The organism is Sagittula sp. (genome assembly GCF_052825245.1).
Genome location: NZ_JBRBWD010000032.1, coordinates 598,714 through 624,368, shown reverse-complemented (window position 1 = coordinate 624,368; position 25,655 = coordinate 598,714). Strand labels below are relative to the sequence as shown.

The 25,655-nt window shown below is 66.2% G+C and carries 22 protein-coding genes; 16 read left to right on the top strand and 6 right to left on the bottom strand.

Annotated features, from left to right (window positions below):
- Positions 1 to 81 precede the first annotated feature (81 nt).
- Complete coding sequence (gene hrcA / locus ACU0DV_RS14020) at positions 82 to 1,146, top strand: heat-inducible transcriptional repressor HrcA (protein WP_100928677.1); 1,065 nt, start codon at positions 82 to 84, stop codon at positions 1,144 to 1,146.
- A 3-nt stretch (positions 1,147 to 1,149) separates the two neighbouring features.
- Positions 1,150 to 1,713, top strand: coding sequence for a nucleotide exchange factor GrpE (locus ACU0DV_RS14015; protein WP_100928676.1), 564 nt, complete (start codon positions 1,150 to 1,152; stop codon positions 1,711 to 1,713).
- Positions 1,714 to 1,751: 38 nt separating this feature from the next.
- Here the strand turns inward: ACU0DV_RS14015 and mutS are convergent, their stop codons facing one another.
- Positions 1,752 to 4,385 carry a DNA mismatch repair protein MutS gene (gene mutS, locus ACU0DV_RS14010; protein ID WP_446241664.1) on the bottom strand — a complete coding sequence of 878 codons (2,634 nt, stop codon included), beginning with the start codon at positions 4,383 to 4,385 and terminating at the stop codon, positions 1,752 to 1,754.
- A 183-nt stretch (positions 4,386 to 4,568) separates the two neighbouring features.
- Here mutS and ACU0DV_RS14005 point away from each other — a divergent pair, with 183 nt between their 5' ends.
- Together ACU0DV_RS14005 and ACU0DV_RS14000 are read left to right on the top strand one after the other, a co-directional pair.
- On the top strand, positions 4,569 to 6,824 hold the full coding sequence (locus tag ACU0DV_RS14005) for an NADP-dependent malic enzyme (protein WP_100928674.1): 2,256 nt from the start codon (positions 4,569 to 4,571) through the stop codon (positions 6,822 to 6,824).
- Between the two features lie 220 nt (positions 6,825 to 7,044).
- Positions 7,045 to 7,917 carry a ribokinase gene (locus tag ACU0DV_RS14000; protein ID WP_446241663.1) on the top strand — a complete coding sequence of 291 codons (873 nt, stop codon included), beginning with the start codon at positions 7,045 to 7,047 and terminating at the stop codon, positions 7,915 to 7,917.
- A gap of 13 nt (positions 7,918 to 7,930) precedes the next feature.
- Here ACU0DV_RS14000 and msrA read toward each other — a convergent pair whose 3' ends face one another.
- On the bottom strand, positions 7,931 to 8,572 hold the full coding sequence (msrA, locus tag ACU0DV_RS13995; RefSeq protein WP_100928672.1) for a peptide-methionine (S)-S-oxide reductase MsrA: 642 nt from the start codon (positions 8,570 to 8,572) through the stop codon (positions 7,931 to 7,933).
- 197 nt (positions 8,573 to 8,769) lie between these two features.
- Here msrA and ACU0DV_RS13990 point away from each other — a divergent pair, with 197 nt between their 5' ends.
- The gene (locus ACU0DV_RS13990) at positions 8,770 to 9,183 is read left to right on the top strand and encodes a DUF7282 domain-containing protein (RefSeq protein ID WP_100928671.1); all 414 of its coding nucleotides are present in this window, start codon (positions 8,770 to 8,772) and stop codon (positions 9,181 to 9,183) included.
- A 69-nt stretch (positions 9,184 to 9,252) separates the two neighbouring features.
- Here the strand turns inward: ACU0DV_RS13990 and ACU0DV_RS13985 are convergent, their stop codons facing one another.
- A complete protein-coding gene (locus tag ACU0DV_RS13985) occupies positions 9,253 to 9,537 on the bottom strand; it encodes an SCP2 sterol-binding domain-containing protein (protein WP_100928670.1) in 285 nt (94 codons plus the stop codon).
- Between the two features lie 73 nt (positions 9,538 to 9,610).
- A complete protein-coding gene (locus tag ACU0DV_RS13980; RefSeq protein WP_370311510.1) occupies positions 9,611 to 10,834 on the bottom strand; it encodes an argininosuccinate synthase in 1,224 nt (407 codons plus the stop codon).
- A 178-nt stretch (positions 10,835 to 11,012) separates the two neighbouring features.
- Here ACU0DV_RS13980 and ACU0DV_RS13975 point away from each other — a divergent pair, with 178 nt between their 5' ends.
- On the top strand, positions 11,013 to 11,732 hold the full coding sequence (locus ACU0DV_RS13975; protein ID WP_446241662.1) for a hypothetical protein: 720 nt from the start codon (positions 11,013 to 11,015) through the stop codon (positions 11,730 to 11,732).
- A gap of 41 nt (positions 11,733 to 11,773) precedes the next feature.
- Positions 11,774 to 13,000, top strand: coding sequence for a threonine ammonia-lyase IlvA (ilvA, locus tag ACU0DV_RS13970; RefSeq protein ID WP_100928667.1), 1,227 nt, complete (start codon positions 11,774 to 11,776; stop codon positions 12,998 to 13,000).
- Between the two features lie 6 nt (positions 13,001 to 13,006).
- Here ilvA and ACU0DV_RS13965 read toward each other — a convergent pair whose 3' ends face one another.
- Positions 13,007 to 13,342 carry an Hpt domain-containing protein gene (locus tag ACU0DV_RS13965; RefSeq protein ID WP_100928666.1) on the bottom strand — a complete coding sequence of 112 codons (336 nt, stop codon included), beginning with the start codon at positions 13,340 to 13,342 and terminating at the stop codon, positions 13,007 to 13,009.
- 158 nt (positions 13,343 to 13,500) lie between these two features.
- Between ACU0DV_RS13965 and ACU0DV_RS13960 the strand changes: the two genes are divergently transcribed.
- Entirely contained in the window at positions 13,501 to 14,766 is a 1,266-nt protein-coding gene (locus ACU0DV_RS13960) for a PP2C family protein-serine/threonine phosphatase (protein WP_370311508.1), read from the top strand.
- 6 nt (positions 14,767 to 14,772) lie between these two features.
- Here ACU0DV_RS13960 and ACU0DV_RS13955 read toward each other — a convergent pair whose 3' ends face one another.
- A complete protein-coding gene (locus ACU0DV_RS13955; protein ID WP_446241690.1) occupies positions 14,773 to 15,210 on the bottom strand; it encodes an NUDIX domain-containing protein in 438 nt (145 codons plus the stop codon).
- A gap of 90 nt (positions 15,211 to 15,300) precedes the next feature.
- Here ACU0DV_RS13955 and hslO point away from each other — a divergent pair, with 90 nt between their 5' ends.
- From hslO to ACU0DV_RS13915, 8 genes are all read left to right on the top strand, one after another.
- The gene (hslO, locus tag ACU0DV_RS13950) at positions 15,301 to 16,287 is read left to right on the top strand and encodes an Hsp33 family molecular chaperone HslO (protein WP_446241661.1); all 987 of its coding nucleotides are present in this window, start codon (positions 15,301 to 15,303) and stop codon (positions 16,285 to 16,287) included.
- The gene (locus ACU0DV_RS13945; protein WP_283981668.1) at positions 16,274 to 16,876 is read left to right on the top strand and encodes a CoA pyrophosphatase; all 603 of its coding nucleotides are present in this window, start codon (positions 16,274 to 16,276) and stop codon (positions 16,874 to 16,876) included. The genes hslO and ACU0DV_RS13945 overlap by 14 nt, the downstream gene beginning before the upstream one ends.
- Entirely contained in the window at positions 16,873 to 18,036 is a 1,164-nt protein-coding gene (locus ACU0DV_RS13940; protein WP_446241660.1) for a CCA tRNA nucleotidyltransferase, read from the top strand. The genes ACU0DV_RS13945 and ACU0DV_RS13940 overlap by 4 nt, the downstream gene beginning before the upstream one ends.
- Positions 18,037 to 18,209: 173 nt before the next feature.
- A complete protein-coding gene (locus ACU0DV_RS13935; protein WP_446241659.1) occupies positions 18,210 to 20,060 on the top strand; it encodes an ABC transporter ATP-binding protein in 1,851 nt (616 codons plus the stop codon).
- Positions 20,060 to 21,922 carry an ABC transporter ATP-binding protein gene (locus ACU0DV_RS13930; RefSeq protein WP_283981665.1) on the top strand — a complete coding sequence of 621 codons (1,863 nt, stop codon included), beginning with the start codon at positions 20,060 to 20,062 and terminating at the stop codon, positions 21,920 to 21,922. Before ACU0DV_RS13935 ends, ACU0DV_RS13930 begins: the two co-directional genes overlap by 1 nt.
- A complete protein-coding gene (locus ACU0DV_RS13925; RefSeq protein WP_446241658.1) occupies positions 21,919 to 23,751 on the top strand; it encodes an ABC transporter ATP-binding protein in 1,833 nt (610 codons plus the stop codon). Before ACU0DV_RS13930 ends, ACU0DV_RS13925 begins: the two co-directional genes overlap by 4 nt.
- A gap of 86 nt (positions 23,752 to 23,837) precedes the next feature.
- Positions 23,838 to 25,067 (top strand): class I SAM-dependent RNA methyltransferase, encoded by a 1,230-nt coding sequence (locus tag ACU0DV_RS13920; protein WP_446241657.1) that lies wholly within the window; start codon positions 23,838 to 23,840, stop codon positions 25,065 to 25,067.
- 59 nt (positions 25,068 to 25,126) lie between these two features.
- Positions 25,127 to 25,624, top strand: a complete 498-nt coding sequence (locus tag ACU0DV_RS13915; protein ID WP_100928657.1) for a L,D-transpeptidase family protein — start codon at positions 25,127 to 25,129, stop codon at positions 25,622 to 25,624.
- The last annotated feature ends 31 nt before the right edge of the window (positions 25,625 to 25,655 follow it).

The following is a 25,655-nucleotide window of genomic DNA, read 5'->3' as shown; positions in this document are numbered from 1 at the left end:
GATAGACAGGGCGCACCCGTAAGCGCAACCCCGATTGACGCGCGTCCGGCATGCACTTTAATGACGGGCGAAGGGATAAGAATGGCTGAGGCAAACGAAATTCTCTCCGAGCTGAACGACAGATCCCGCGAAGTCTTTCGCCGGGTGGTCGAAGGCTACCTGGAAAGCGGCGAACCGGTGGGCTCCCGCAGCCTGACGCGGATGCTGTCGGAGCGCATCTCGGCGGCGACCATCCGCAACGTGATGCAGGACCTCGAGTTCCTCGGCCTCCTCGACAGCCCGCATGTCTCGGCAGGCCGCGTGCCCACGCAACTCGGTCTGCGGATGTTCGTCGACGGCCTGCTTGAAGTCCGCGACCTCGACAACAGCGACCGCGAAAAGCTCGATGCCACTGTCGGACGCAGCGGCGATGTCGGCGGCCTTCTGGACGAGATCGGTTCCGCCCTCTCCGGCGTGACGCGCGGCGCCTCCCTCGTGCTGACCCCGAAACACGAAGCGCCGCTGAAGCACATCGACTTCGTCTCGCTCGCGCAAGACCGCGCGCTGGTGGTCATCGTCTTCGCCGACGGCCACGTGGAGAACCGCGTCTTCACGCCGCCGCCGGGCCTGACCCCTTCGGCGATGCGCGAGGCGGCGAACTTCATCAACGCCCTGGCAGAGGGACGCACCCTCTCCGATCTCCGCAAGGTCATGCAGGCCGAGGTAAAGGCCCGCCGTCAGGAAATCGACACGCTTGCCGCCGACCTCATCGACGCGGGCATCGCCGTCTGGGATGGCGAGGGCCGAAGCTCCGAACGGCTGATCGTGCGGGGCCGCGCGAATCTTCTGGATGAGTCGGCCGAGGAAGAGCTGGACCGAATCCGCAGCCTGTTCGACGACCTCGAACGCAAAAGAGACATCGCAGAGTTCCTCGAATTGACCGAAGACGGCGAAGGGGTGCGCATTTTTATCGGCTCGGAGAACAAACTTTTCTCACTTTCGGGTTCCTCTCTGGTGGTCTCTCCATATATGAACGCAGACCGAAAGATCATCGGTGCAGTGGGGGTCATCGGACCCACCCGTCTGAACTACGGACGCATCGTCCCGATCGTGGATTATACAGCGCAACTGGTCGGCAAGCTGATCACCGACCGGAGCCAGAGGTGAAGAATGGCAGATCCGAAAGAAGAGCAATTCCTCGACGATGTCGAAAGCGCCGAAGCCGAAACCTATGCCGGTGCCGAGGAAGAGATTGACGACGAGGCCGCGGAAGTGGACGCCCTCCGCGCCGAACGCGACGACTACAAGGACCGCTTCATGCGGGCGTTGGCCGATGCGGAGAACGCGCGCAAGCGTGCCGCCAAGGACCGGCAGGAAGCACAGGCCTACGGCGGTTCCCGCATCGCGCGCGACCTGCTGCCGGTCTACGACAACCTGAACCGCGCCCTTCTTGCGGCGAAGGAAGACGGCTCCAACGCGTCGACGGCACTTGTGGAAGGCGTCGAACTGACGCTGAAAGAGCTGATGAACGTCTTCGACCGCCACGGCATGACCCGCGTGTCGCCGGAAATCGGTGAGCGGTTCGATCCCAAACTGCACGAAGCGATGTTCGAGGCCCCGGTGCCGGGCACCACGTCGGGCGAGATCATCCAGGTCTCTGCCGAGGGCTTCATGCTGCACGACCGGCTGCTGCGCCCCGCGCAGGTCGGCGTCAGCTCCACCCCGGCAAGCTGAACGAGTAACCAAAGGGAAGGTGGATCAGTGACCCACCTTCACCCCTTTACGAGCGCCTTGAGGTCGTAGAGCACTTGCAGGGCTTCTCGCGGCGACATCTCATCCGGGATGATCGCCGCAAGTTTTTCCTCGACCGCCGAAGGTGTTTCCCGTGAAACAGCGGGTGCCGATGCCTTCGCCGCGGCAGAGAACAGCGGCAGATCGTCGATCAGCGCCTTGGGCGAGGCGCGTTCCCGCTCCCCCTTCTCCAGCGCTTCCAGAACGTCGCGGGCCCTTGTGATGACCGCCTTGGGCAGTCCGGCCAGTTGCGCCACCTGCACACCGTAGGACCGGTCGGCTGCACCGTCATGCACCTCGTGCAGGAAGATGACATCGCCCTCCCACTCCTTCACCGCCACGGTGGCGTTTTTCACGCCCGGCAGCTTTCCGGCCAGAACGGTCAATTCGTGGTAGTGGGTGGCGAACAGCCCGCGCACGCGGTTGACCTCATGCAGATGCTCCAGCGTCGCCCAGGCGATGCTCAGCCCGTCATAGGTGGCCGTGCCGCGCCCGATCTCGTCGAGGATCACCAGCGCCCGGTCGTCCGCCTGGTTCAGGATCGCGGCGGTTTCCACCATCTCGACCATGAAGGTCGACCGCCCGCGCGCAAGATCGTCAGAGGCTCCGACCCGGCTGAAGATCTGGCTGACCACCCCGATGTGAGCAGACCTCGCCGGAACATAGGACCCGATCTGCGCCAGCAGCGCGATCAGCGCGTTCTGCCTGAGATAGGTCGACTTACCGGCCATGTTCGGACCGGTCAGCAGCCGGACCGAAGCGGCATCCCCCTCGGCGCTCAGCGCGCAGTCGTTGGCGATGAACGGCTCGCCGGCCTTCTGCAGCGCCGCCTCCACGACCGGATGCCGTCCCGCTTCGATATCGAAGGCGCGACTGTCGTCGACCTTCGGCAGGCACCAGTCCCGTTGCCGCGCCAGTTCCGCAAGCCCCAGCGCAAGGTCGAACTCGGCCAGCGAAAACGCCAGCTCGGACAACACCCCTGCCCGATCCAGAATCTCGCGCCTCAAGGCGTCATAGAGCCGCTTTTCGATCTCCGACGCCTCCGCCCCGGCGTTCAGGATCCGCGTTTCCAGCTCTGACAGTTCGGTGGTGGTAAAGCGCACTTGGTTGGCGGTTGTCTGGCGATGGATGAACCGGTCGCTGCGGGCGTGCATCTTGTCCGCGTGGGTGGCCGTCACCTCGATGAAATAGCCCAGCACGTTGTTGTGCTTGATCTTCAGCGACCCGATCCCGGTTTCCTCGGCGTATTCCCCCTGCATCCGGGCGATCACGCCCCTGCCCTCGTCCCGCAGGGTCCGCGCCTGGTCCAGACCGTCGTCGTAACCCGGCGCGATGAACCCGCCATCGGAGACCCGCAGCGGCGGCTCCGCCACCAGCGCGGCATCCAGCAGTTCCAGCAGAGCATCATGGCCGGCCAATGCGTCTCTACTCCGCCCCAAAAGCGTTGGCAGTTCCACACCGTCCAGCCGGTCGCGTATCGTCTCTGCCTGGGTAAGTGCGCTGCGCACGGCGGTCAGGTCGCGCGGCCCGCCCCGATCCAGACCCAGCCGGGACAGCGCACGCTCCACGTCCGGCACGCGCCGCAGCAGCTCGCGCAGCCCGTCGGAGAACGACCCTTCCACGCCCCAACGCACCGCTTCCAACCGCTCGCCGATCACCGCAAGGTCGCGTGAAGGCGAGGAGACCCGCCGTTCCAGCAACCGCGCCCCGCCCGATGTCACCGTCCGGTCGATCACCGCCAGCAGCGATCCGGCCCTCCCGCCTGACATGGCCGAGGTCAGTTCGAGGTTCCGGCGCGTCGCGGCGTCGATCTGCATCAGCCGTGCGCCGGCCTCCTGCTTCGGGGTCTGCAGCAGCGGCAGCCGGCCCTTTTGCGTGATGTCGAGATAATCGACCAGCGCGCCCATGGCGGACAGTTCCGCCCGGGAAAACGACCCGAACCCCGCCAGGGTCTGCACCGCAAAGGTGCTGCACAGGCGTTGCTCTGCCGCGCCCGACTCGAAGGACGCCGCGCCCAGCACCGTCGCCTCGATCCCCAGATCGCCCAGCACCTCGCGCAGGGTTTCGTCCACCTTGTCGGAAACCAGCACCTCAGACGGGGCAAGCCGCGCCAGTTCCGCGCCGATCCGTGCCTGTCCCAGCGGCATCACGTGAAACGCGCCGGTGGAGATATCGGTCCACGCCAGCGCCCATTCGTCTCTGACATTGCCCAAAGCGCACAGGAAATTGTGCCGCCGCGCCTCCAGCAGCGTGTCCTCCGTCAGCGTGCCCGGCGTCACCAGCCGCACCACGTCGCGCTTTACCACCGCCTTGTAGCCGCGCTTCTTCGCCTCTTCGGGGCTTTCGAGCTGTTCGCCCACCGCGACGCGGAATCCCTTGCGGATCAGCGTCAGCAGATAGCCCTCCGCCGCGTGCACCGGGACACCGCACATCGGGATGTCGTCGCCGTCGTGCTTGCCGCGTTTCGTCAAGGCGATGTCCAGCGCCTCGGACGCCGCCACCGCGTCGTCAAAGAACATCTCGTAGAAGTCACCCATCCGGTAGAACAGCAGCGCGTCGGGGTACTGCGCCTTGATCTCCAGATATTGTGCCATCATCGGTGTGACGTTGGACATGGACCTTCCCTTCCGCTTGGTCCGAAGCGGTATATCAGGCCGGTCGCGCTGCGAAAGGGCCGGTCGGGCCGGAGGCGGGCCGCAGCCGTCGCACTGGTCGCGCTACCACGGCCCTTCCCCCATTGTTGCCCGGTCAAACCGGAGGTAATGAGGCCAGACACCTAAACGGGGGGAGACCGGTCCATGGCAAGAGTGAAGTTCACACGCGAAGAGGCGCTTGCCTTCCACCTGGAGCCGACACCGGGCAAGTGGGAGGTTCAGGCAACCGTGCCGATGACCACCCAGCGCGACCTGTCGCTTGCCTATTCCCCCGGCGTGGCGGTCCCCTGTGAGGACATCGCAGCGAACCCCGAACTGGCCTACGACTACACCAACAAGGGCAACCTCGTCGCGGTGATCTCGAACGGCACCGCGGTGCTGGGCCTCGGCAATCTCGGCGCGCTCGGGTCGAAGCCGGTGATGGAGGGCAAGTCCGTGCTCTTCAAGCGGTTCGCCGACGTGAACTCCATCGACATCGAGCTGGACACCGAAGACCCGGAAGAATTCATCAAGGCGGTCCGGCTGATGGGCCCGACCTTCGGCGGCATCAACCTCGAGGACATCAAGGCGCCCGAATGCTTCATCATCGAGCAGACGCTCAAGGAGCAGATGGACATCCCCGTCTTCCACGACGACCAGCACGGGACGGCCGTGATCTGCGCGGCGGGGCTGATCAACGCGCTCCACCTGTCGGGCAAGAAGATCGAGGACGTGCGCATCGTGCTGAACGGCGCCGGCGCGGCGGGGATCGCCTGCCTCGAACTGCTGAAGTCCATGGGCGCGAAGCACGACAATTGCGTCATGTGTGACACGAAAGGCGTGATCTATCAGGGCCGCACCGAGGGTATGAACCAGTGGAAGTCCGCCCACGCCGTCAAGACCGAGATGCGCACGCTCGAAGATGCGATGAAGGGGGCCGACGTGTTCCTCGGCGTCTCTGCCAAGGGCGCCGTCACCCAGCAGATGGTGATGGACATGGCCGAGGACCCGGTGATCTTCGCCATGGCGAACCCCGATCCAGAGATCACGCCCGAAGAGGCGCACGAGGTCCGGCCCGACGCCATCGTGGCGACCGGGCGTTCCGACTACCCCAACCAGGTGAACAACGTCCTGGGCTTCCCTTACCTCTTCCGCGGCGCGCTCGACATCCACGCACGGGCCATCAACGACGAGATGAAGATCGCCTGTGCAGAGGCGCTGGCGGCGCTGGCGCGCGAGGACGTGCCGGACGAGGTGGGCCTCGCCTATGGCAAGACGCTTTCCTTCGGGCGTGACTACATCATCCCGACGCCCTTCGACCCGCGCCTGATCCACCGTATTCCGCCCGCCGTGGCGCGCGCCGGCATGGACACTGGCGCGGCCCGGCGTCCGATCGTGGACATGGGCGCCTACACGGAACGGCTGAAGGCGCGCATGGACCCGACGACGCCGATCCTGCGGTCGATCAACAACCGTGCCCGCGCCGCGCAAGCCCGCATGATCTTTGCCGAAGGCGACGATCCCCGCGTGCTGCGCGCCGCCGTGCTCTACCAGCGTAACGGCTTCGGCAAGGCGCTGGTCGTGGGCCGCGAGGCTGACGTGAAGCAGAAGCTGGAAGAAGCGGGCCTCGCGGACGCGGTGCGCGAGCTCGAGGTGGTCAACGCCGCCAACAGCCGCCACCTGCAAACCTACAAGGACTTCCTCTACGAACGCCTGCAACGCCGTGGCATGGACCGCCAGGACGTGCACCGGCTCGCCGCGCGCGACCGCCACGTCTTTGGCGCGCTTATGCTGGCGCATGGGCACGGCGACGGTCTGGTCACGGGCGCAACCCGCAAGTCCGCGCATGTGCTGCAACTGGTCAACCACGTCATCGACGCCGATGCCAAGCACGGCGCCGCCGGTGTCACCGCCATCCTGCACAAGGGCCGGATCGTGTTGATCTCGGACACGCTGGTGCACGAATGGCCGAATGAACAGGACCTCGCCACCATCGCCGAACGGGCCGCCGACGTGGCGCGGCACCTCGGGCTCGAGCCGCGCGTCGCCTTTGTCAGCTTCTCGACCTTCGGTTACCCGGTCTCCGAGCGGGCCGAGAAGATGCACATCGCGCCGCGCGTTCTCGATCAGCGCGGCGTGTCCTTCGAGTACGAGGGCGAGATGACGGTCGATGTGGCGCTGAACCCCAAGGCGCAGGAATCCTACCCGTTCCAGCGCCTCACCGGCCCGGCGAACATCCTCGTCGTCCCGGCGCGGCACTCCGCCTCGATCTCGACCAAGCTGATGCAGGAAATGGCGGGCGCGACGATCATCGGGCCGATCCTGGCCGGCGTCGATCATTCGATCCAGATCTGTTCGTCCTCGTCCACCGCGAACGACATCCTGAACATGGCCGTTCTGGCCGCCTGCAAGGTCGGCTGACAGCCATATCCGAAAACCGGACGGCGCGGGACGGTCCCGGGCCGCCCGTCCCTATTGCTCGATGATCTCGGTGACCGCGACGGTCAAACGGCTTCGTGTTGAATTCAGCGCCGAAGCGCTGCATCGTGAAGATCGCAACGGCATTTCAGGAATGCCTTCCGTCTGCAGGATCGCAGGACATCGGAATATCGCGTAGCACCAGTTTTTTGCAGATGGGCACATGACAATCTTCAATCTCGGGTCCGTCAACGCGGATCTCTTCTATCGTCTTCCGCACCTTCCCGCCGCCGGCGAAACGCTGGCTGCGACGAACTTTACCCGCGGTCTGGGCGGCAAGGGCGCCAACATGTCCGTGGCTGCGGCCCGGGCTGGCGCGCATTGCCTGCACATCGGGGCGGTCGGTGCCGACGGCGCATGGGCGGTCCAGCGCCTGACGGAATACGGCGTCGATACGCGCCAGTTGCGAGAGGTCGAAGAGACCACGGGCCACGCCATCGTCCTTCTGGACGCGGAGGGCGAGAACAGCATCGTCATCTTCCCCGGCGCGAATCATGCCCTGACAGAGACGCATATCGCCGAGGCGTTGGCCGACGCGACCTCCAGCGACATCTTCCTCTTCCAGAACGAGACAAACCTTCAGCGCAAAGCCGCCGAACAGGCCTCTCGCCGCGGGATGAAGGTGGCCTACGCCGCCGCGCCCTTCTCGGCAGAGGCGACGCTTGCCGTCCTGCCGCTTCTGGACATCCTTGTCCTGAATGCGGTGGAGGCGCAGCAGCTCGAACAGGCCACCGGCCGCGCGGCAGAGAGCCTGCCGGTCCGCGACGTGGTCATCACGCTGGGTGGCGACGGATGCCGCTGGCACAACACCGACGCCGGTTCGGTCCGCGACCTGCCTGCACCGAAGGTCACGCCGGTCGACACCACGGGCGCGGGCGACACCTTCACCGGCTATCTGCTGGCGGGTCTCGACCGTGGCATGCCGATGGAACAGGCGATCAGTCTTGCGCAGAAGGCCGGCGCACTGATGGTCACGCGCTACGGCACCGCCGACGTGATCCCGGACCTGAAAGAGGTTCAGGACGCCTTCGGCTGAGCGCTCGGCCCTCTCAGTTCACGAAGGGCGCGGCCTCGCCCCAAAGTTGTTTCACCCGCTGGTCGCGGCCGCAGCCCGACCGGTAACGCTTGTAGGCGTCCTTCTGCTTGATCGGGCCAAAGCGGGTCAGCGTCCGGCTGTCGCCCTTGTAGTAGTCCTGGTGATAATCCTCGGCCTTGTAAAACGGTCCGGCGTTCCGGATCGGCGTGACGATCTTCTTGCCGAGCGCCTTCTCCGCCGCGGCCTTGGCGGCTTCTGCGGCCTGCTTCTGGGCAGGATTGGTAACGAATATCGCGGTTCGGTAGCTTTCGCCCCGGTCGCAGAACTGGCCGCCCGCGTCGGTCGGATCGACGGAGCGGAAGAACAGGTCGTAAAGCTGCCGGGCAGAGACCTGACCTTCGTCGTAGTCTATGCGCACCGCTTCGTAATGGCCGGTGCCGCCGCGCGACACTTCCTTGTAGGTCGGGTTCTTCGTCGATCCGCCGGTGTAGCCCGACACGACCTCCCGCACGCCCCTGACCTTCTCGAAATCCGCCTCCACGCACCAGAAGCAGCCGCCCGCGACGAACAGTTCCGCCGCTTCCGCGCGCTGGCCCTGTACCAAAAGCCCCGCGACCAGCGCGGCGACCGTCATCCAAATCCTGATCGTGCTCATGTCGGATCCCCTTTTGGAAATACCCTGCGCGCGCCCTGCCCGTCGTGGCAACTGTCGCGGCATGTCTTCACCGCAAGGTGAGAGGGACGTGAACGATTTCCGAGAAAATTCGAAACTTCCCCCACACCCGGAACGTGGATGCTGGTGTTCAACGCGGGCAAAGGCCCGCAAAACCCAAATGATCGGGAGATGAAATTATGAAAATCCAAGCACTTGCCGCAGCCATTGCCGTGACCGCAACCACCGCCTTTGCCGCCAGCCACTCCATGGCGCCGATGGTCGAGGCCGCGGATCAGGACGTTTCCAACGGCGTCGTGTCCGCCACCAAGGTCGTCGCTCCGGCAAACGGCTGGATGGTCGTGCACCGCACCGACGCTGAAATGAAGCCCGGCCCGGTTGTCGGCTACGCACCGCTGCGCATGGGTGAAAACATGGACGTCGCCGCGATCCTTCAGGAAGACGTCGCTGCGGGCGACATGCTGATGCTGATGGTCCACGGCGAGGACGGCGGCATGACGACCGGCGTTTTCGAATACACGCTGGGCGCCACCGAGGACGGCCCGATCAAGCCGGACGGCAGCCTCGTGATGGCCACCATCACCGCGCAATAAGAGCAGTCCGAAAAAGACCCCGGCGGAGCGTTCCGCCGGGGTCATTCACTTGAGTAATCAGTCTCTGTCTCAGCCCAGAAGCTGTCCCAGTTTCATCGCCAGGGCCATGTCCCCCGACACGCGGATCTTGCCCATGGCAAAGCCGGTCATCGGGTTCATCTTGCCCTGGATCAGCTTGCGCAGGTTGTCCGCGGTCATGTGGATGGTGCACTGCGCGGGGCGATCCTCCAGCACGGCCTGCCCGTCCTGAAGCGTGATCGACCCGTCCGCCCCGCAGTCGAACTTGATCACCTCGTCCAATGGGCGCTTGTCGAGCCCACGCTGCATCTTGTCGCGAATGTCTGTCAGGCTCATGCTGTCTCCCTCGTACCGCGCGAATGTGCCCGGCACGAGGGACTATGCAAGAGTGACGTTGCGGACGTAGCCGTCAGCCCAGACGACGCTTCCGCGCCGCGAGCAGACGCAGGCGCAGGGCGTTCAGCTGGATGAAGCCCGCCGCGTCCTTCTGATCGTAGGCACCGGCGTCGTCCTCGAAGGTCACATGCGCCTCCGAGTAGAGCGACGCGTCCGACCAGCGGCCCACGGTGCGCACCGACCCCTTGTAAAGCTTCAGCCGCACGGTGCCCGAGACCAGTTCCTGGCTCTTGTCGATGGCGGCCTGCAGCATCTCGCGCTCCGGCGAGAACCAGAAGCCGTTGTAGATCAGTTCCGCATAGCGCGGCATCAGGCTGTCCTTCAGGTGGCCCGCGCCGCTGTCGAGCGTGATCTGCTCGATGCCGCGGTGCGCTTCCAGAAGGATCGTGCCGCCGGGCGTCTCGTAGATGCCGCGGGACTTCATGCCGACGAAACGGTTCTCGACGAAGTCCAGACGGCCCACGCCATGTTTGCGGCCATATTCGTTAAGCTGCGTCAGGATCGTCGCCGGGCTCATCGCCTCGCCGTTGATCGCCACCGCGTCGCCCTTTTCAAAGGTGATCTCGATGACCTCCGGTGTGTCCGGTGCGTCTTCCGGGTTCACCGTGCGCTGGTAGACGTAATCCGGCGCGTTCTCGGCCGGGTCCTCCAGCACCTTGCCCTCCGACGAGGTGTGCAGCAGGTTCGCGTCCACGCTGAACGGCGCCTCGCCCCGCTTGTCCTTGGCGATCGGGATCTGGTTCTCCTCGGCAAACGCCAGAAGCGACGTGCGCGAGTTCAGGTTCCACTCCCGCCAGGGCGCGATGCACTTGATGTCGGGGTTCAGCGCGGCGGCAGAGAGTTCGAACCGCACCTGGTCGTTGCCCTTGCCGGTGGCGCCATGCGCAATGGCATCGGCGCCGGTTTCCTCGGCGATCTCCACCAGCCGTTTGGAGATCAGCGGACGGGCGATGGAGGTGCCCAGCAGGTACAGACCCTCGTAGACCGCGTTGGCGCGGAACATCGGGAAGACGAAGTCACGCACGAACTCCTCGCGCACGTCCTCGATGTAGATGTTTTCCGGCTTGATCCCCAGAAGCTCGGCCTTCTTTCGCGCCGGTTCCAGCTCCTCGCCCTGGCCGAGATCGGCGGTGAAGGTCACCACCTCGCAGCCGTATTCCGTCTGCAGCCATTTCAGGATGATGGAAGTGTCGAGGCCGCCGGAGTAGGCCAGCACGACTTTCTTGGGCGCGTTCATGTGGATGATCCTCATCGCAGATTTGGCGCGGTGCGTAACGGGTTTTTGCCGCATGGGCAAGGTGGACACCGGCGCATGGCCGCAGGACGGGCCGCCGCGGCCGGGCCGCAGGTCTTGACACCCGTGCGCCCTGCGCCTTCCTTCTGGGCCATCCGCCTCTTTCCGGAACAGCACGCCCTTGCCCCTCGTCTCGCTTATCGTCCTGACCGTTCACCTCATCAACAGGCACATCTTCCAGGGTCTGCGGCTGTCGGTTGTCCCGGTCGTGGCGGGGCTCGTGGTCTGGTACAACTACCTCGGCTACGCGCAGGGCATGGGCGACAGCGTGTTCCTGGCCATCGCCGCGGCCGCCGGCATGCTCATCGTCTTCAGCCTGTGCGTCGCGTGGTTCGCCGTGCGCTGGCACCGTTTCCTGCTTCTGGCGGAACCGCAGCATCCGCTGGCCACCGACCGCCCCATCGACGTCTTCACGCGCTACGGCTGGCGGCTGTTCCGGCTGATCTTCGGCCTGCTGTTCGCCGGTGTGCTGATCCTGATCTTCCTCGACATGCTGCTGCGCCCCGGGCCGCTGGTGCATGCCTTCCTGATAAACATCGTGTGGTTCTTGGTGTTTTGGGTCTTCCTGCGGCTCAGCCCGGTGCTGCCCGGCATCGCCGTGGACCGCGTGATGCGCCTGCACGAGGCATGGGCCGCCACGGGCAAGCAGGCCGCGCCGCTTTTCGGGCTGGCCGTGATGCTCTTCGTCATGACCGTAGGCATCCAGCTGATGATCCCGGTCGAGGGTGCCGCAGCCAGCGCGCTCGACGCGGTCTTCGTGCTTGTGACCTTCTGGGTGCAGGTGCTGATCCACACCACCGCGGTCACGGCGATCTTCCACGCAGGGGTCCTGCGGCGCTGATCCCACTTGCCAAGCGCCGCAGCCGGTGCCAGCACGGGACCATGACCGAGTTCCAGGATATTGCCCGCGCCGCCGAGACGGCCATGCGCGAGGTCTTCCCCGCGACGCCGCTTCTGCGCAACGATCATCTGTCCGAACGCTTCGGCGCCGAGGTGCTGCTGAAGCGCGAGGATCTGTCGCCCGTGCGCTCCTACAAGCTGCGCGGCGCGCTGAACGCCATGCGCAAGCGTCCGGAGGTGGAGCTGTATGTTGCCGCCTCTGCGGGCAACCACGCGCAGGGTGTCGCCTACATGTGCCGCCATTTCGGGGTGCGGGGTGTGATCTTCATGCCGGTGACGACGCCGCAGCAGAAGATCCAGAAGACCCGCATGTTCGGCGGCGACCATGTGGAGATCCGCCTGATCGGTGACTATTTCGATGACTGCCTTCATGCCGCGCAGGCCTTCTGCCGCGATACCGGCGGGCATTTCCTGTCGCCCTTCGACGACGACGACGTGATCGAGGGGCAGGCCTCCGTCGCGGCCGAGATCGAAGCCCAGCTTGGCCGCGCGCCCGATCACATCGTGATCCCGGTGGGCGGCGGCGGCCTGGCGGCGGGCATCCTGTCCTATTTCGGCACCGACACGCAGTACACCTTTGTCGAGCCCGCCGGCGGCGCCTGTTTGCGCGCGGCGCTGCAGGCCGGCCGTCCGGTGGCGCTGCCGAAGGTCGACACCTTCGCCGATGGGGCCGCCGTGGCGAAGATCGGCGAACGCAGCTTTGCCCGGCTGAAGGGCGTCGGCCTTGCCAACTCCCTGACCATCGCAGAGGACCGCCTGTGCACCACGATGCTGGAAATGCTGAACGTGGAGGGCGTCGTCCTTGAACCGGCGGGCGCGCTGTCCGTCGATGCGCTGAAGGACCTGGGCCAGGGGATCAGCGGGCGGACGGTGGTCTGCGTCACCTCCGGCGGCAACTTCGATTTCGAGCGGCTGCCCGAGGTGAAGGAACGTGCCCAGCGTTACTCCGGCATCAAGAAGTACTTCATCCTGCGCCTGCCGCAGCGCCCCGGCGCGTTGAAGGATTTCCTCAACTTGCTCGGTCCGGAAGACGACATCGCGCGTTTCGAGTACTTGAAGAAGTCCGCGCGCAACTTCGGCTCCGTCCTGATCGGGATCGAAACGAACGCGCCCGAAAGCTTCGACCGGCTGTTCGGCCAGCTCGACGCAAACGGTTTCAACTACAAGGACATCACCGACGACGAGATCCTGGCGCAGTTCCTGATCTGAGACGGGTCAGGCGGCCAGCCGTTTCGGCAGATCGCGTTCGAACTGCGCGCGGGAGGTGACGTAAACCGCCTGCACCTCTTCGGCGGACACCACGTCCGGGCGTCCGGCGGCGGCGGCCTTTTCGCCCTTGAGACAAAGCTGTGCCATCGTCTCGAACCCGAGGTTCAGCGCCGCGCCCTTCAGGAAATGCAGTTGCTCCTCGACCACGACGGGATTACCGGCGCCGTTCGCCAGCAGACCGATGGCGTGGTCCACCTCCATCAGGAAAAGCTCCACCACCTCGCCGAAATCCTCGGTCCCGATCTCGTCGACGAGTTCGTTCACGCGCGTCCAGTCGATCATCTGTCGCCTCCTTCTCTGACGCTCCGGAATAGGACAAGACCGTGAACGCGACCTTTAGGGACGACAGAAGTTGCCGCGAATTCGATGTTTGAGGCACCGTTAAGAAAATGCCGCTAGCAGGGGTTCCCGGGGGTCGGAACGCAGCCGAAGGAAGCGCCTTGCACGCCGAAGAATTTCTCAAATCGCCCGTCCTGACGGGATCGATCCGGCGCGTTCTGGTCGTTGACGACAGTCAGCTTCAGCTGAAGATCGTCGGCCTCGTTCTCGCGCGGTGGGGGTTCGAGGTGCTGACCGCTACCTCCGGCCCGGAGGCGCTGCGCATCTGCGCCGAAACGCCGCCCGACCTCGTGCTGTCCGACTGGATGATGCCCGGCATGGACGGACTGGAACTGTGCCGCAGGTTTCGCGCGCTCGACCGGGAGACATACGGCTACTTCATCCTCCTGACCTCGAAAAGCGAGAAAGGCGATGTGGCGCAGGGCCTCGACGCCGGCGCCGACGACTTCCTGACGAAGCCGGTGGACAATCACGAGCTCAGGGCGCGAATCAACGCGGGCGAACGGCTGCTGGCCATGCAGCGGGAGCTGTCGGTCAAGAACCAGCACCTCTCCGTCGCGCTGGAGGAACTGCGCGAGATTCACAAGGCGATCGACAACGACCTCAGGCAGGCGCGTACGATCCAGCAGTCCCTTGTCCCCGAACGGGTCGCCGAAATCGGCACCTCCCGCGTCAGCCTGCTGCTGCATCCCTGCGGCCACGTCGGCGGCGACCTCGTGGGCATGTTCCGCCCCGGCGGCGACCGGCTTGGCCTCTACAGCATCGACGTTTCCGGCCATGGCATCACCTCTGCGATGGTGACGGCGCGGGTGGCGGGATATCTCTCCAGCACCTTCCCCGAACAGAACCTTGCCTTGCGCGCCATGCCCGGCAACCGCTTTGCCATGCGCGAACCGGCGGAAACCGCGCGCCTGCTGAACCAGCGCCTCGCCGCCGATCCGGGGGTGGAGGAATACCTGACGCTGGCCTATGTCGCCGCCGACCTGCGCACCGGGCACATGCGGCTCGTTCAGGCGGGCCATTCCCCCGCGCTGCTCCTGCGCGCCGACGGGCAGATCGAATGGATCGGCGACGGCGGCCTGCCCATCGGTCTTGTCGAAGACGTCAGCTACGACCAGCACAGGTTCCGCATGGCCAGCGGCGACATGCTCCTGCTCTACTCCGACGGTTTCACCGAGGCGGTGATGAAAGACGGCACCATGCTGGGCGAGGACGGGCTCGCGCGGCTGTTCCGCGAAAGCGCCGCCAACGGCTCCGGCCCCGACCTGATGGAGGACATGTTCTGGCGCCTCACCAGCGAAATGGAGAATTCGGACAAGCTGGGCGACGACGTTTCTGCCGCGCTTCTGGAATTCGACGTGCTGTAGGGCCGCCTACAGGATGTGTCGCGTCACCAGGTCCCGCTCCCCGGGGTTGCCCAGAACCTGCGCCGCCACATCGGTCGGAACCCAATGCGCGGTGTGTCCCGGTTCCGTCGGATCGCCCAACGCAAAGACCGGCCGTGCGGTGTAGATGACGCAGAGCTTCTCGGCCCAGATCTCGTACTCCGGCATCCAGGTGAAACGCCGGAACGCGCCCAGCCGCCTCGCCTCCGCGATTCGCCATCCCGTCTCCTCGAAGACCTCGCGGTGCAGCGCGGTCAGCGGATGCTCCCCCGGATCGACACCGCCGCCGGGCAGCTGGAACTCCGGGTAAGGGGTCGACTGGTGCGTCAGAAGCAGTTTCCCGACGCGCGGCAGGATGACGTAAACGCCGGGGCGGAAGGTGTAGCTTTGCCCGGCCTTCGGACTGTCCCCGTATCTGCGCATGATCCCTGCCCCTTTGCGTTCCGGACATGAAGTCCCTATATGACCGCCTATTGCCAGCCACAGGCAGCCAGGAAAACCCCCAAGGACCTATTCATGAGCTTCGGTGACAAGATCGCCTGGGACGATACCGTCCTTCCCTTTCAGCTTGATCGCAGCGACATGCGTGGCCGCGTGGCGCGTCTCGACGGCGTTCTGTCGGGCGTGCTGAAGCAGCACGACTATCCCGCCCCGGTCGAGGCCCTGGTGGCCGAGATGGCGCTGCTGACCGCGCTGATCGGCCAGACAATCAAGCTGCGCTGGAAGCTGTCGCTCCAGGTTCAGACAAACGGCCCGGTGCGGATGATCGCAACGGATTACTACGGCCCCGACAAGGAAGGCCACCCGGCGCGCATCCGGGCCTACGCCAGCTTCGACCGCGACCGCATCACCGATGCGACGCCGTTCCAGCAGCTTGGCGCGGGCTACTTCGCGATCCTGATCGACCAGGGCGAAGGAATGCAGCCGTACCAGGGCATCACCCCGGTCGCGGGCAACAGCCTGTCGGATTGCGCCGCCGCCTACTTCGCCCAGTCGGAACAGTTGCCGACGACCTTCGCGCTGACCTTCGGCCGCTCGAAGGAGCCGGGGCAGGAAGAGCACTGGCGCGCCGGCGGGCTCATGCTGCAGCACATGCCGAAGCCCTCGCCCTTCGCGGCGCAGGACGGCGGGTCCGGCGAAGAAGGCCTGTTGCAGGCTGACGACCTCGTGTCCGGCGACGAGCAGGAGAACTGGAACCGGGTGAACGCCCACCTCCAGACTCTGGAAGAGTTCGAGCTGATCGGCCCCTCCGTGCCGCCGACCGACCTGCTTGTGCGCCTGTTCCACGAAGAGCGGCCGCGCGTCTACGACAGCCAGCCGGTACGCTTCGGCTGCACCTGCTCGGAAGACCGTGTGCGCCAGTCTCTGTCGATCTACTCCGCGAAGGACATCTCGCGGATGACCACGGACGATGGGCTCGTGACCGCCGACTGCCAGTTCTGCGGGGCGCATTACGAGCTCGACCCGAAGACGGTGGGGTTCGAGGCGGATGACAACGCGTGACCAGGCCGATGCCCTGCGCCGGGCGCTGGGCGTCCCGGCCGGGCAGTCGTCGGATTTCGACCTGAACCCCAGGATCGCGCTGCCTCCGGAGCGCAAGCTGCGCCCCGCGGGCGTGCTGGCGGCCTTCCTCGCCACGCCGCAGGGGCTGCAACTGCTGCTGACCAAGCGCTCCAGCCGGTTGAAACACCACCCCGGCCAGATCGCCTTTCCCGGCGGCAAGGTCGATCCGGGTGACGCGGACGAGGTCGCCGCCGCGCTGCGGGAAGCGCATGAAGAGGTCGGCCTCGACCCCTCCAACGTCGAGGTGCTGGGCACCCTGCCCGCGCATGAGACGGTGACCGGCTTCCTCGTGACGCCGGTGCTGGCACTGATCCGGGCGCCCTTCACGCTGGTGCCGGAACCCGGCGAGGTCGAAGAGGCGTTCTATGTCCCCTTCGACCACATCACCGACCCGGCCCGCTACAGCGTGCAATGGCGGCGCTGGCGGGGGGAAAGGCGTCTCTATTACACCGCGCCTTACGGTCCCTATTACATCTGGGGCGCCACCGCGCGGATGCTGCGCGGCCTGGCGGAGCGGGTGCAGGCGTGACCCGCGTCACCGGCGACTGGCTGACCGCGCCGGGCGCGCAGGCCGTGCTGAAGATGCTGGAGGATGGCGGCCACCGCGCCTATGCCGTGGGGGGCTGTGTCCGCAACGCGCTGCTCGGCGAACCCGTCGCGGATGTCGACATCTCCACCGACGCGCGTCCCGAACGGGTGATTGACCTGGCGAAGGCGGCGGGCCTCAGGGCGGTCCCCACCGGCATCGACCACGGCACCGTGACGGTCGTCGCCAATGGCACGGGTTTCGAAGTCACCACCTTTCGCGCCGATGTAGAGACCGATGGCCGCCGCGCCGTGGTCCGTTTCGCCGATGACGTGGCCGAGGATGCGGTGCGCCGCGACTTCACCATGAACGCGCTCTACGCCGACCGGCACGGGCAGATCACCGATCCCCTCGGCGGCCTGCCCGACATCGAGGCGCGGTACCTGCGCTTCATCGAGGACGCCGACCGGCGGATTCGCGAGGACTATCTCCGCATCCTGCGATTCTTCCGGTTCTATGCCTGGTACGGCGACCCGCAGACCGGGATGGACGCCGATGCGCTGGCCGCCATTGCCGCCAATCTCGACGGTCTGCAACACCTGTCGCGCGAACGGGTCGGGCAGGAATTGCTGAAGCTCTTCGCCGCCCCCGACCCTTTCGCCGCGGTCGCCGTCATGGCGCGCACCGGCGTCCTGAACACCGCCCTTCCCGGCGCCAGCGAGACCCCTCTCGGCCCGCTTCTCGAACACGAATCCACGCTGAACCTGCCGCCGGACCCACTGCGCCGACTGGCGGCCATTGGCGTTTTCGACGGCGGGGCGCTGCGGTTCTCCAAAGCCCAGAAGAAGCGTCTTGAGCAGTATCAGAGCCTGATATCCGAACCGATGCCCCTGCCCGAGGTCGCCTATCGCCATGGCGCAGACATGGCGCGCGACGTGCTTGTCCTGCGGGCCGTGACCTTCGGCGCGCCGCTCGACACCTCCGCCCTGCGCCCCATCGAAAAGGCCGCGAAAGCACGGTTCCCGGTCGCCGCCAGGGACCTCAAGGACCGCTACGAGGGACCCGCACTGGGCGAGGCGCTCCGGCAGCTCGAATCCGACTGGATCGCCTCCGGTTTCACGCTCGACAAGGCTACTCTTCTCGACCGCTCCAGAAATGCGTGACAACAGCATTCATCTGGGCTAAGAGACCTTCGAACCCTATCGGAGGCTGCTTGATGGAAATTGCACGGTCCCTACCCAGCTTTGCCTGAGTGACCCTGCGCGCGTGGGTCTGCCTCCGGCCCCCACGCTGTTTCATCATGCCCGTTTAACGCCACGAACAAAGGCGCCTCCGAATGTTCCGCTTCTTTGAAAACCTTGTCGATCCGTACTGCGACTACCCGCGAACCGACCGCCCGCCGACCCGCCTCTGGCCGTTCCTCTGGGATTACGCCCAGCCGTTCAAGCGCATCTTCGTCTGGGCGACGCTGCTCTCCTGCCTGACCGCCTTCGTCGAGATCGCGCTGATCTGGGTGATGGGATGGGTGGTCGACGTGCTGTCCGGCGATCCCGCGCAGGTCTGGGCCGAACACGGCACCACGCTGATCCTGCTGGCGCTGTTCATCCTCTTCGTCCGGCCCGCGCTGCAGATGCTGGACGTGCTGGTGCTGAACAACGGCATCATGCCCAACTTCGGCACGCTGATCCGCTGGCGGTCGCACGCGCATGTCCTGCGCCAGTCCGTCGGCTGGTTCGAGAACGACTTTGCCGGGCGCATCTCCAACCGGATCATGCAGACCCCGCCCGCCGCGGGCGAGGTCGTCTTCCAGGTGTTCGATGCCGTGTCCTTCTCCATGGCCTACGTCATCGGCGCCATGGTCCTGCTGGGCGACAGCGACCCGCGCCTGATGGTGCCGCTGGTGCTGTGGCTGGGGCTGTACGCCCTGCTGATGCGCTGGACGATCCACCGGGTCGGACCCGCCTCCAAGGCCGCCTCCGACGCGCGCAGCCTTGTCACCGGGCGGGTGGTGGACGCCTACACCAACATCCACTCCGTCAAGATGTTCGCCCATCACGACCGCGAACTGGCCTATGCCAAGGAAGCCATCGACACCACGCGCGAGACGTTCCAGCGCGAAATGCGTCTCTATACCATCATGGATGTGTCCCTCGTGGTGCTGAACGGCCTTTTGATCGTCGGTGTCGTCGGCTGGGCCGTGGCGCTCTGGATGCAGGGCTCGGCCACCGCGGGCGCGGTGGCGGCTGCGACCGCGCTGACCCTCCGGCTGAACGCCATGACCGGCTGGATCATGTGGGCGCTGACCACGCTCTTCCGCCAGCTCGGCGTCGTGGCGGAAGGGATGGAAACCATCGCACAGCCCATCGACCTGACCGATGCGCCGGGCGCCAAGCCGCTGCAGCTGACCGAAGGCCGGATCGAGGTGCAGGAACTGTCGCACCATTACGGCCGCGGGGCAGGCGGGCTCGACCGGATTTCCCTGACGATCCGTCCGGGGGAGAAGGTCGGTCTTGTCGGGCGCTCCGGCGCGGGCAAGTCGACGCTGGTGAAGCTGCTGCTGCGGTTCTACGACGCCGAGAGCGGCACGATCCGCATCGACGGGCAGGACATCTCTCAGGTCACGCAGGACAGCCTCCGGCTCAACATCGGCATGGTTCAGCAGGATTCGAGCCTGTTGCACCGCTCCGTCCGCGACAACATCCTTTACGGCCGCCCCGACGCGACCGAAGAGGAGGTGATCGCCGCGGCAAAGCAGGCGCAGGCGCATGACTTCATCCTCGACCTGCAGGACCCGAACGGTCTGACCGGCTATGACGCCCATGTGGGCGAGCGCGGCGTGAAGCTGTCCGGCGGCCAGCGCCAGCGGGTGACCCTTGCCCGGGTGATCCTGAAGGACGCGCCGATCCTGATCCTGGACGAGGCGACCTCCGCCCTCGATTCCGAGGTCGAGGCGGCCATTCAGGACACGCTCTACGGCATGATGGAGGGCAAGACGGTGATCGCCATCGCGCACCGCCTGTCCACCATCGCGCGAATGGATCGAATCCTCGTGATCGAAGACGGTCACATCGTCGAGGACGGCACCCATGACGCGCTTTTGGCGGGGGGCGGTCTATATGCCTCCTTCTGGGCCCGGCAAAGCGGCGGGTTCCTCGATCTCGATACCGACGAAAAGGCAGCAGAGTGATGCAACGCGCGTTCACCAACTTCATCCACCGCGCCGGCAACCAGATCACCCCCGACGCCCCCGTCGGGGACGCGCCGCCGACGACGCTGCGCGCCTTCATGGGCTGGACGCTGGCCGGTGGCTGGCGGGTGATCTGGCTCGGCGTGATGGTCTCTGTTCTCGCCGGCATCATCGAGGTGGTGTCGATGAAGCTGCTCGGCTCCGTGGTGGACGCGGTGTCGACCACGCCGCCCGACCAGTTCCTGTCGCTGCACCTCGGGCTGGCGCTGGCCTGCGTCGCGGTCTTCCTCGTGGCGCGTCCGCTGCTGTTTGGCGGCCTTGCCCTGACCCAGTCGGTGATGATCGGCCCGAACATCTTCGTGCAGGTCATGGCGCGCACCTTCCGCTGGACGCTGGGCCAGTCCGTCACCTACTTCGACAACGACTTTGCCGGGCGGTTGGCGCAGAAGAAGAACCAGGTCGCCAACTCCATGACGGAAATCGTGGTGGAGACGGTGAACGCCGTGACCTTCGGCCTGTCGACCGTGATCTCCACCGGCTTCCTCGTCGGCGGCATCAGCCTGTGGATGGTCGCCGCGCTGGCGGGCTGGTTCGTGGCCTACGCGCTGTTCCTGAAGGTCATGCTGCCGGTCGTCCGCGGGCGCGCCGCCGCGCGGGCCGAGGCACGCTCCATGGTCACCGGGCAGGTCGTCGACTCGATCACCAACATCAAGACGGTAAAGCTGTTCGCCGGGGACAGCCACGAGGACGGCAAGGCGCTGAACTCCATGGAATCGCTGCGCCAGACCTGGCTGCGGTTCGGTGAGGCGCAGACCTTCTTCCGCCTCGGGCTGATCTTCATCGCCGGGTTCCTGCCGGTGCTGCTGGTCGGCCTGTCGGTCGCGCTGATGGGCAACGGCGTGACGCCGGGTGACGTGGCTGCCGTGGGCGCGCTGTCGATCCGGCTCAGCCAGATGACCGGCTGGATCAGCTACACGCTTATGGTGATCTCGTCGCACATCGGCGAGGTGGAGGACGGCATGCGCACGCTCGCCCCCGCCCAGCGGATCGAAGACACGCCCGACGCCATGCCGCTGCACGTGTCGCAGGGCGAGGTGCATTTCGACCACGTCAGCTTTGCATACGGGCGGCGCGAGGGCGGCGTTCAGGACGTCGACATCACCATCGCCCCGGGCGAGAAGGTCGGCATCGTCGGGGCCTCCGGTGCGGGGAAATCGACCCTGATGTCGCTGATCCTGCGTCTCTACGACACCGAGGAAGGCGCCGTCCTGATCGACGGCCAGAACGTCGCGAAGGTCACGCAGCAAAGCCTTCGCCGCCAGATCGGCATGGTCACGCAGGAAACCGCCATGTTCAACCGCACGGCGCTGGACAACATCCGCTACGGCCGCCCCGACGCGACGGAGGAAGAGGTCATCGCCGCCGCCGAGAAGGCCGAGGCGCATGAGTTCATCCTTGCGCTGCGCGACCACAAGGGACGGCAGGGCTACGGCGCCTTCCTGGGCGAACGCGGCGTGAAATTGTCGGGCGGCCAGCGGCAACGCATCGCTCTGGCCCGCGCCATCCTGAAGGACGCGCCGATCCTGATCCTAGACGAGGCGACGTCGGCCCTCGATTCCGAGGTCGAAGCCTCCATCCAGGAGGCGCTGGACCGCGTGATGGAGGGCAAGACCGTCATGGCCATCGCCCACCGCCTGTCCACGATCTCCAGCATGGACCGCATCATCGTGCTGGATCAGGGTCGCATTGCAGAGCAGGGCAGCCACGACGAGCTGCTGGAGCAGAACGGCCTCTACGCCCGCTTCTGGGAACGCCAGTCCGGCGGGTTCATCGGCAGCGGCACGCAGGAGGCCGCCGAATGATCCGACGCCTGCTGCCGGAGATCGACACCTTCGCCGCGGCGGAGGGCCCGCCGCCGCGCGGGATGTGGGCCTTTGCGCGCTGGGCCCTGCGCGGCACCGAACGCGCCATCGGCCTGACCTTCTTCGTCACCTTCCTGGCGGGCGCCTCCGAACTGGTGGCCGCCCGCTTCACCGGCTGGGTGATCGACAGCGCCGGCGCGGCGGGTGCGGGCGCCTTCTGGGACACCTACTGGCCGCTCATCCTTTTTGGCGTCGCGTTCTTCATGATCCTGCGTCCGATCCTCTTCGTCTTCGACGCGGCCGTCTCGGGTGTGCTGCTGGGGCCGAACCTCTTCCCGCTCGTGCTGTTCAGGTTGAATCGTTACACATTGGGCCACTCCATGGCCTTCTTCGAGAACGACTTTGCCGGGCGTATCAGCCAGAAGGCGCTGCAGGTGGCCCGCGCGCTGACCGACCTCGTGATCGAGGTTTCCGACGTCATCGTCTTCTCCCTCGCCATGTTCCTCGGCTCCTTCATACTGCTGGGGTCCGTCGACTGGCGGCTGCTGACCGTCTTCGTGGTCTGGGCCGTGCTCTATGCCGCGACGCTGCGGTACTTCATCCCCCGCGTGCAGCGCCGCTCTGCCAGCCGGGCCGGGGCGCGCACGCAGGTCACCGGGCAGATCGTCGACACGCTGTCGAACATCTCGACCGTCAAGCTGTTCGCCCGCGACCACGACGAGGACCGCGCCACGCAGGACGCGCTCGAAACCCTGCGCCAGCGCTCGCTGGAATTCGGCGAACTGTCCGCCGTCTTCCGCATGGTTCTGATGACGCTGGGCGGCATCCTTCCGGTCGCGTCGATCCTCGGCGCGCTCTACCTCTACAGTGTCGGCACCGCCTCGGCGGGGGACATCGCCATGACCGCGCTCATCACCACGCGCTTGTCGATGCTGACCAACCGGCTGGGCCGCGTGGCGATCACCATCTTCACCCAGGTCGGAGAGATCGAGGACGGCATCGGCACGCTGACCCCCTCCCACGGGATCACCGACCGCCCGGGCGCCAAACGCATCGCGCCGCATGGGCCGCTGCGCTTCGACCACGTGGGTTTTGCCTATGGCGGCGAAAGCGCCGCGCTCGACAACTTCGACCTGACCATTGCCGAGGGCGAGAAGATTGCGCTGGTCGGCGCCTCCGGGGCGGGGAAATCCACCGCCGTGTCGCTGCTTCTCAGGCTGCATGACGTGGAACAAGGTCGAATCCTGCTGGGCGGCACCGACATCCGCGACCTGACCCAGATCGCCCTGCGCGATGCCATCGCCGTGGTCCGTCAGGACACCTCGATGTTCAACCGCTCCGCCATGGAGAACATCCGCTACGGCCGTCCGGGGGCCACGGACGAGGAAGTCTTCGAGGCGGCGCGCCGCGCCTCCGCCCACGATTTCATCCTCGAACTGAAGGACTTCAAGGGCCGCACCGGCTACGACGCGCGGCTCGGCGAACGGGGCGTGAAGCTCTCTGGCGGCCAGCGCCAGCGGATCGCCCTGGCCCGCGCCATCCTGAAGGACGCGCCGGTGCTGGTTCTGGACGAGGCGACCTCCGCGCTCGATTCCGAGGTCGAGGCAGAGATCCAGCAGGCGCTGGACGAGGTCATGCGCGGCAAGACCGTGCTGGCAATCGCGCACCGGCTGTCGACCATCGCCCAGATGGACCGCATCGTGGTCATGGACCAGGGCCGCATCGTCGAACAGGGCACCCACGACCAGCTTCTGGCGCAGGACGGGCTTTATGCGCGCTACTGGGCGCGGCAGTCCGGCGGTTTCATCGGGGCCGAGGCGGCAGAGTAGGGGCCTTTACCCCGGCGGCAGCGCTGGCGTAAGGAAGACGCCGTTTCAGGACAATTGTGCAAAGACGAAGCAGGGGGTGGGTCTCCATGACCGAAGACATGCGTGTGACGGTGGAGCGTCTCGGGCACCACGGCGACGGGATCGCCGCGGGCCCGGTCTACGTGCGCGGCGCGCTGCCCGGCGAGGTGGTCGAGGGCGCGGTGACCAGCGGCGTCATGCTGTCCCCGCGGATCGTGACCCCCGTACCAGAGCGTGTCTCGCCGCCCTGCCGCCACGCGAAGGCCTGCGGCGGCTGCCAGTTGCAGCACGCCGCCGATCCCTTCGTCGAAGGCTGGAAGGTTGACGTGGTGGCGCGGGCCCTGTCGGCGCAGGGGATCGAGACGGAGATGCGGCCCATCGTGACTTCTCCGCCCCGGTCGCGGCGGCGGGCGGGTTTCTCGGCCCGCCGGACCAAGAAGGGCGCACTGGCCGGTTTCCATGCCAAGGCCTCCGACGTGGTGATCGCGGTTCCCGATTGCCAGCTTGTCCGCCCCGCACTGGCGGCGGCCCTGCCGATGGTAGAGGAACTGGCGGTCGCCGGCGCCTCCCGCAAGGGCGAGCTGTCGGTGCAGGTGACGGAGACGCTGGGCGGTCTGGACGTGGTCGTGACCGGCGGCAAGGCGGTGGACGACGCCTTTCGCGTGACGCTTGCGGGCATGGCGCAGAAGCATAACCTGGCGCGGCTGGCCTGGGACGACGAGGTCCTGACCCTGCATCCGCCCGCGCACCGTTTCGGCGATGCGGAGGTCGTGCCGCCCCCGGGTGCCTTCCTGCAGGCCACGGCCGAGGGCGAGGCCGCGCTGCTGGCGGGCGTGGAAGAGGCGCTCGAGGGCTGTTCCCACATGGCCGACCTTTTTGCGGGCTGCGGGACCTTTGCGCTGCCGCTGGCCTCCCGCGGGAAGGTCCATGCGGTGGAAGGCGACGCCGCCATGGCGCGTGCGCTGGACAAGGGCTGGCGGCAGGGCAAGGGGCTGCGACACGTCACGCACGAGGCGCGCGACCTGTTCCGCAACCCGCTTCTGCCGGACGAGCTCGCGCGCTTCGACGGGGTGGTGATCGACCCGCCCCGCGCCGGGGCCGAAGCCCAGGTGGCAGAGCTGGCAAGCGCCCGTGTCCCGCGAATCGCTTACGTGTCCTGCAACCCGGTCAGCTACGCCCGGGACGCGGCGCGGCTGATCTCGGCGGGATACAGCCTCGACTGGGTGCGGGTGGTGGATCAGTTCCGCTGGTCGACCCACGTAGAGCTGGTTTCGCAGTTCACGCTGGCGAAATCGTGAGATGTCCAGCCGTGGATAATTGGTGTATGGTCGCAAAAAATGTTCAGGGGCAGTGAACAATGCGATTTCTGAAACTCGGCCTTCTTCTGCTGGCCGTACTGGGCGCCTCGGCGTGTTCCAGCAAGTTCTACACGTACCGCGGGCCGGAAGTGACCCAGGTCGTGGTCAACAAGGGCGAGCGTCGGCTTCACCTGTTGCACCATGACAAGGTGCTGAAGTCCTACGACGTGGGTCTGGGCTTTGCGCCGCAGGGGCACAAGTTCATCGAGGGCGACGGCAAGACGCCGGAAGGCAACTACTTCATCGACCGCCGCAATCCGAACAGCAAGTTCTACCTGTCGATCGGCATCAGCTATCCCAACCCGGTGGACCGGATGACCGCGCAGGAACTGGGCAAGAGCCCGGGCGGCGATATCTTCATCCACGGGCAGGGGCCGAGCTATCGCAAGGGCAGTCCGCGCGACTGGACTGCCGGCTGCATTGCCGTGACCGACAAGCAGATGCGCGACATCTATGCGATGGTGCAGGACGGCACGCCGATCCAGATCAATCCCTGACCGAAAACGCGCCGGACCTTCGGGATCCGGC

Coding starts and splice junctions, on each gene's coding strand:
- ilvA (WP_100928667.1), top strand. CDS start 11,774: ATGACCGAGTTCCAGGATATTGCCCGCGCCGCCGAGACGGCCATGCGC.
- ACU0DV_RS13915 (WP_100928657.1), top strand. CDS start 25,127: ATGCGATTTCTGAAACTCGGCCTTCTTCTGCTGGCCGTACTGGGCGCC.
- ACU0DV_RS14005 (WP_100928674.1), top strand. CDS start 4,569: ATGGCAAGAGTGAAGTTCACACGCGAAGAGGCGCTTGCCTTCCACCTG.
- ACU0DV_RS13985 (WP_100928670.1), bottom strand. CDS start 9,537: ATGAGCCTGACAGACATTCGCGACAAGATGCAGCGTGGGCTCGACAAG.
- ACU0DV_RS13965 (WP_100928666.1), bottom strand. CDS start 13,342: ATGATCGACTGGACGCGCGTGAACGAACTCGTCGACGAGATCGGGACC.
- ACU0DV_RS13945 (WP_283981668.1), top strand. CDS start 16,274: ATGACAACGCGTGACCAGGCCGATGCCCTGCGCCGGGCGCTGGGCGTC.
- ACU0DV_RS13980 (WP_370311510.1), bottom strand. CDS start 10,834: ATGAACGCGCCCAAGAAAGTCGTGCTGGCCTACTCCGGCGGCCTCGAC.
- ACU0DV_RS14000 (WP_446241663.1), top strand. CDS start 7,045: ATGACAATCTTCAATCTCGGGTCCGTCAACGCGGATCTCTTCTATCGT.
- ACU0DV_RS13920 (WP_446241657.1), top strand. CDS start 23,838: ATGACCGAAGACATGCGTGTGACGGTGGAGCGTCTCGGGCACCACGGC.
- mutS (WP_446241664.1), bottom strand. CDS start 4,385: ATGTCCAACGTCACACCGATGATGGCACAATATCTGGAGATCAAGGCG.
- ACU0DV_RS13990 (WP_100928671.1), top strand. CDS start 8,770: ATGAAAATCCAAGCACTTGCCGCAGCCATTGCCGTGACCGCAACCACC.
- ACU0DV_RS13935 (WP_446241659.1), top strand. CDS start 18,210: ATGTTCCGCTTCTTTGAAAACCTTGTCGATCCGTACTGCGACTACCCG.
- ACU0DV_RS13925 (WP_446241658.1), top strand. CDS start 21,919: ATGATCCGACGCCTGCTGCCGGAGATCGACACCTTCGCCGCGGCGGAG.
- hrcA (WP_100928677.1), top strand. CDS start 82: ATGGCTGAGGCAAACGAAATTCTCTCCGAGCTGAACGACAGATCCCGC.
- msrA (WP_100928672.1), bottom strand. CDS start 8,572: ATGAGCACGATCAGGATTTGGATGACGGTCGCCGCGCTGGTCGCGGGG.
- ACU0DV_RS13930 (WP_283981665.1), top strand. CDS start 20,060: ATGCAACGCGCGTTCACCAACTTCATCCACCGCGCCGGCAACCAGATC.
- ACU0DV_RS14015 (WP_100928676.1), top strand. CDS start 1,150: ATGGCAGATCCGAAAGAAGAGCAATTCCTCGACGATGTCGAAAGCGCC.
- hslO (WP_446241661.1), top strand. CDS start 15,301: ATGAGCTTCGGTGACAAGATCGCCTGGGACGATACCGTCCTTCCCTTT.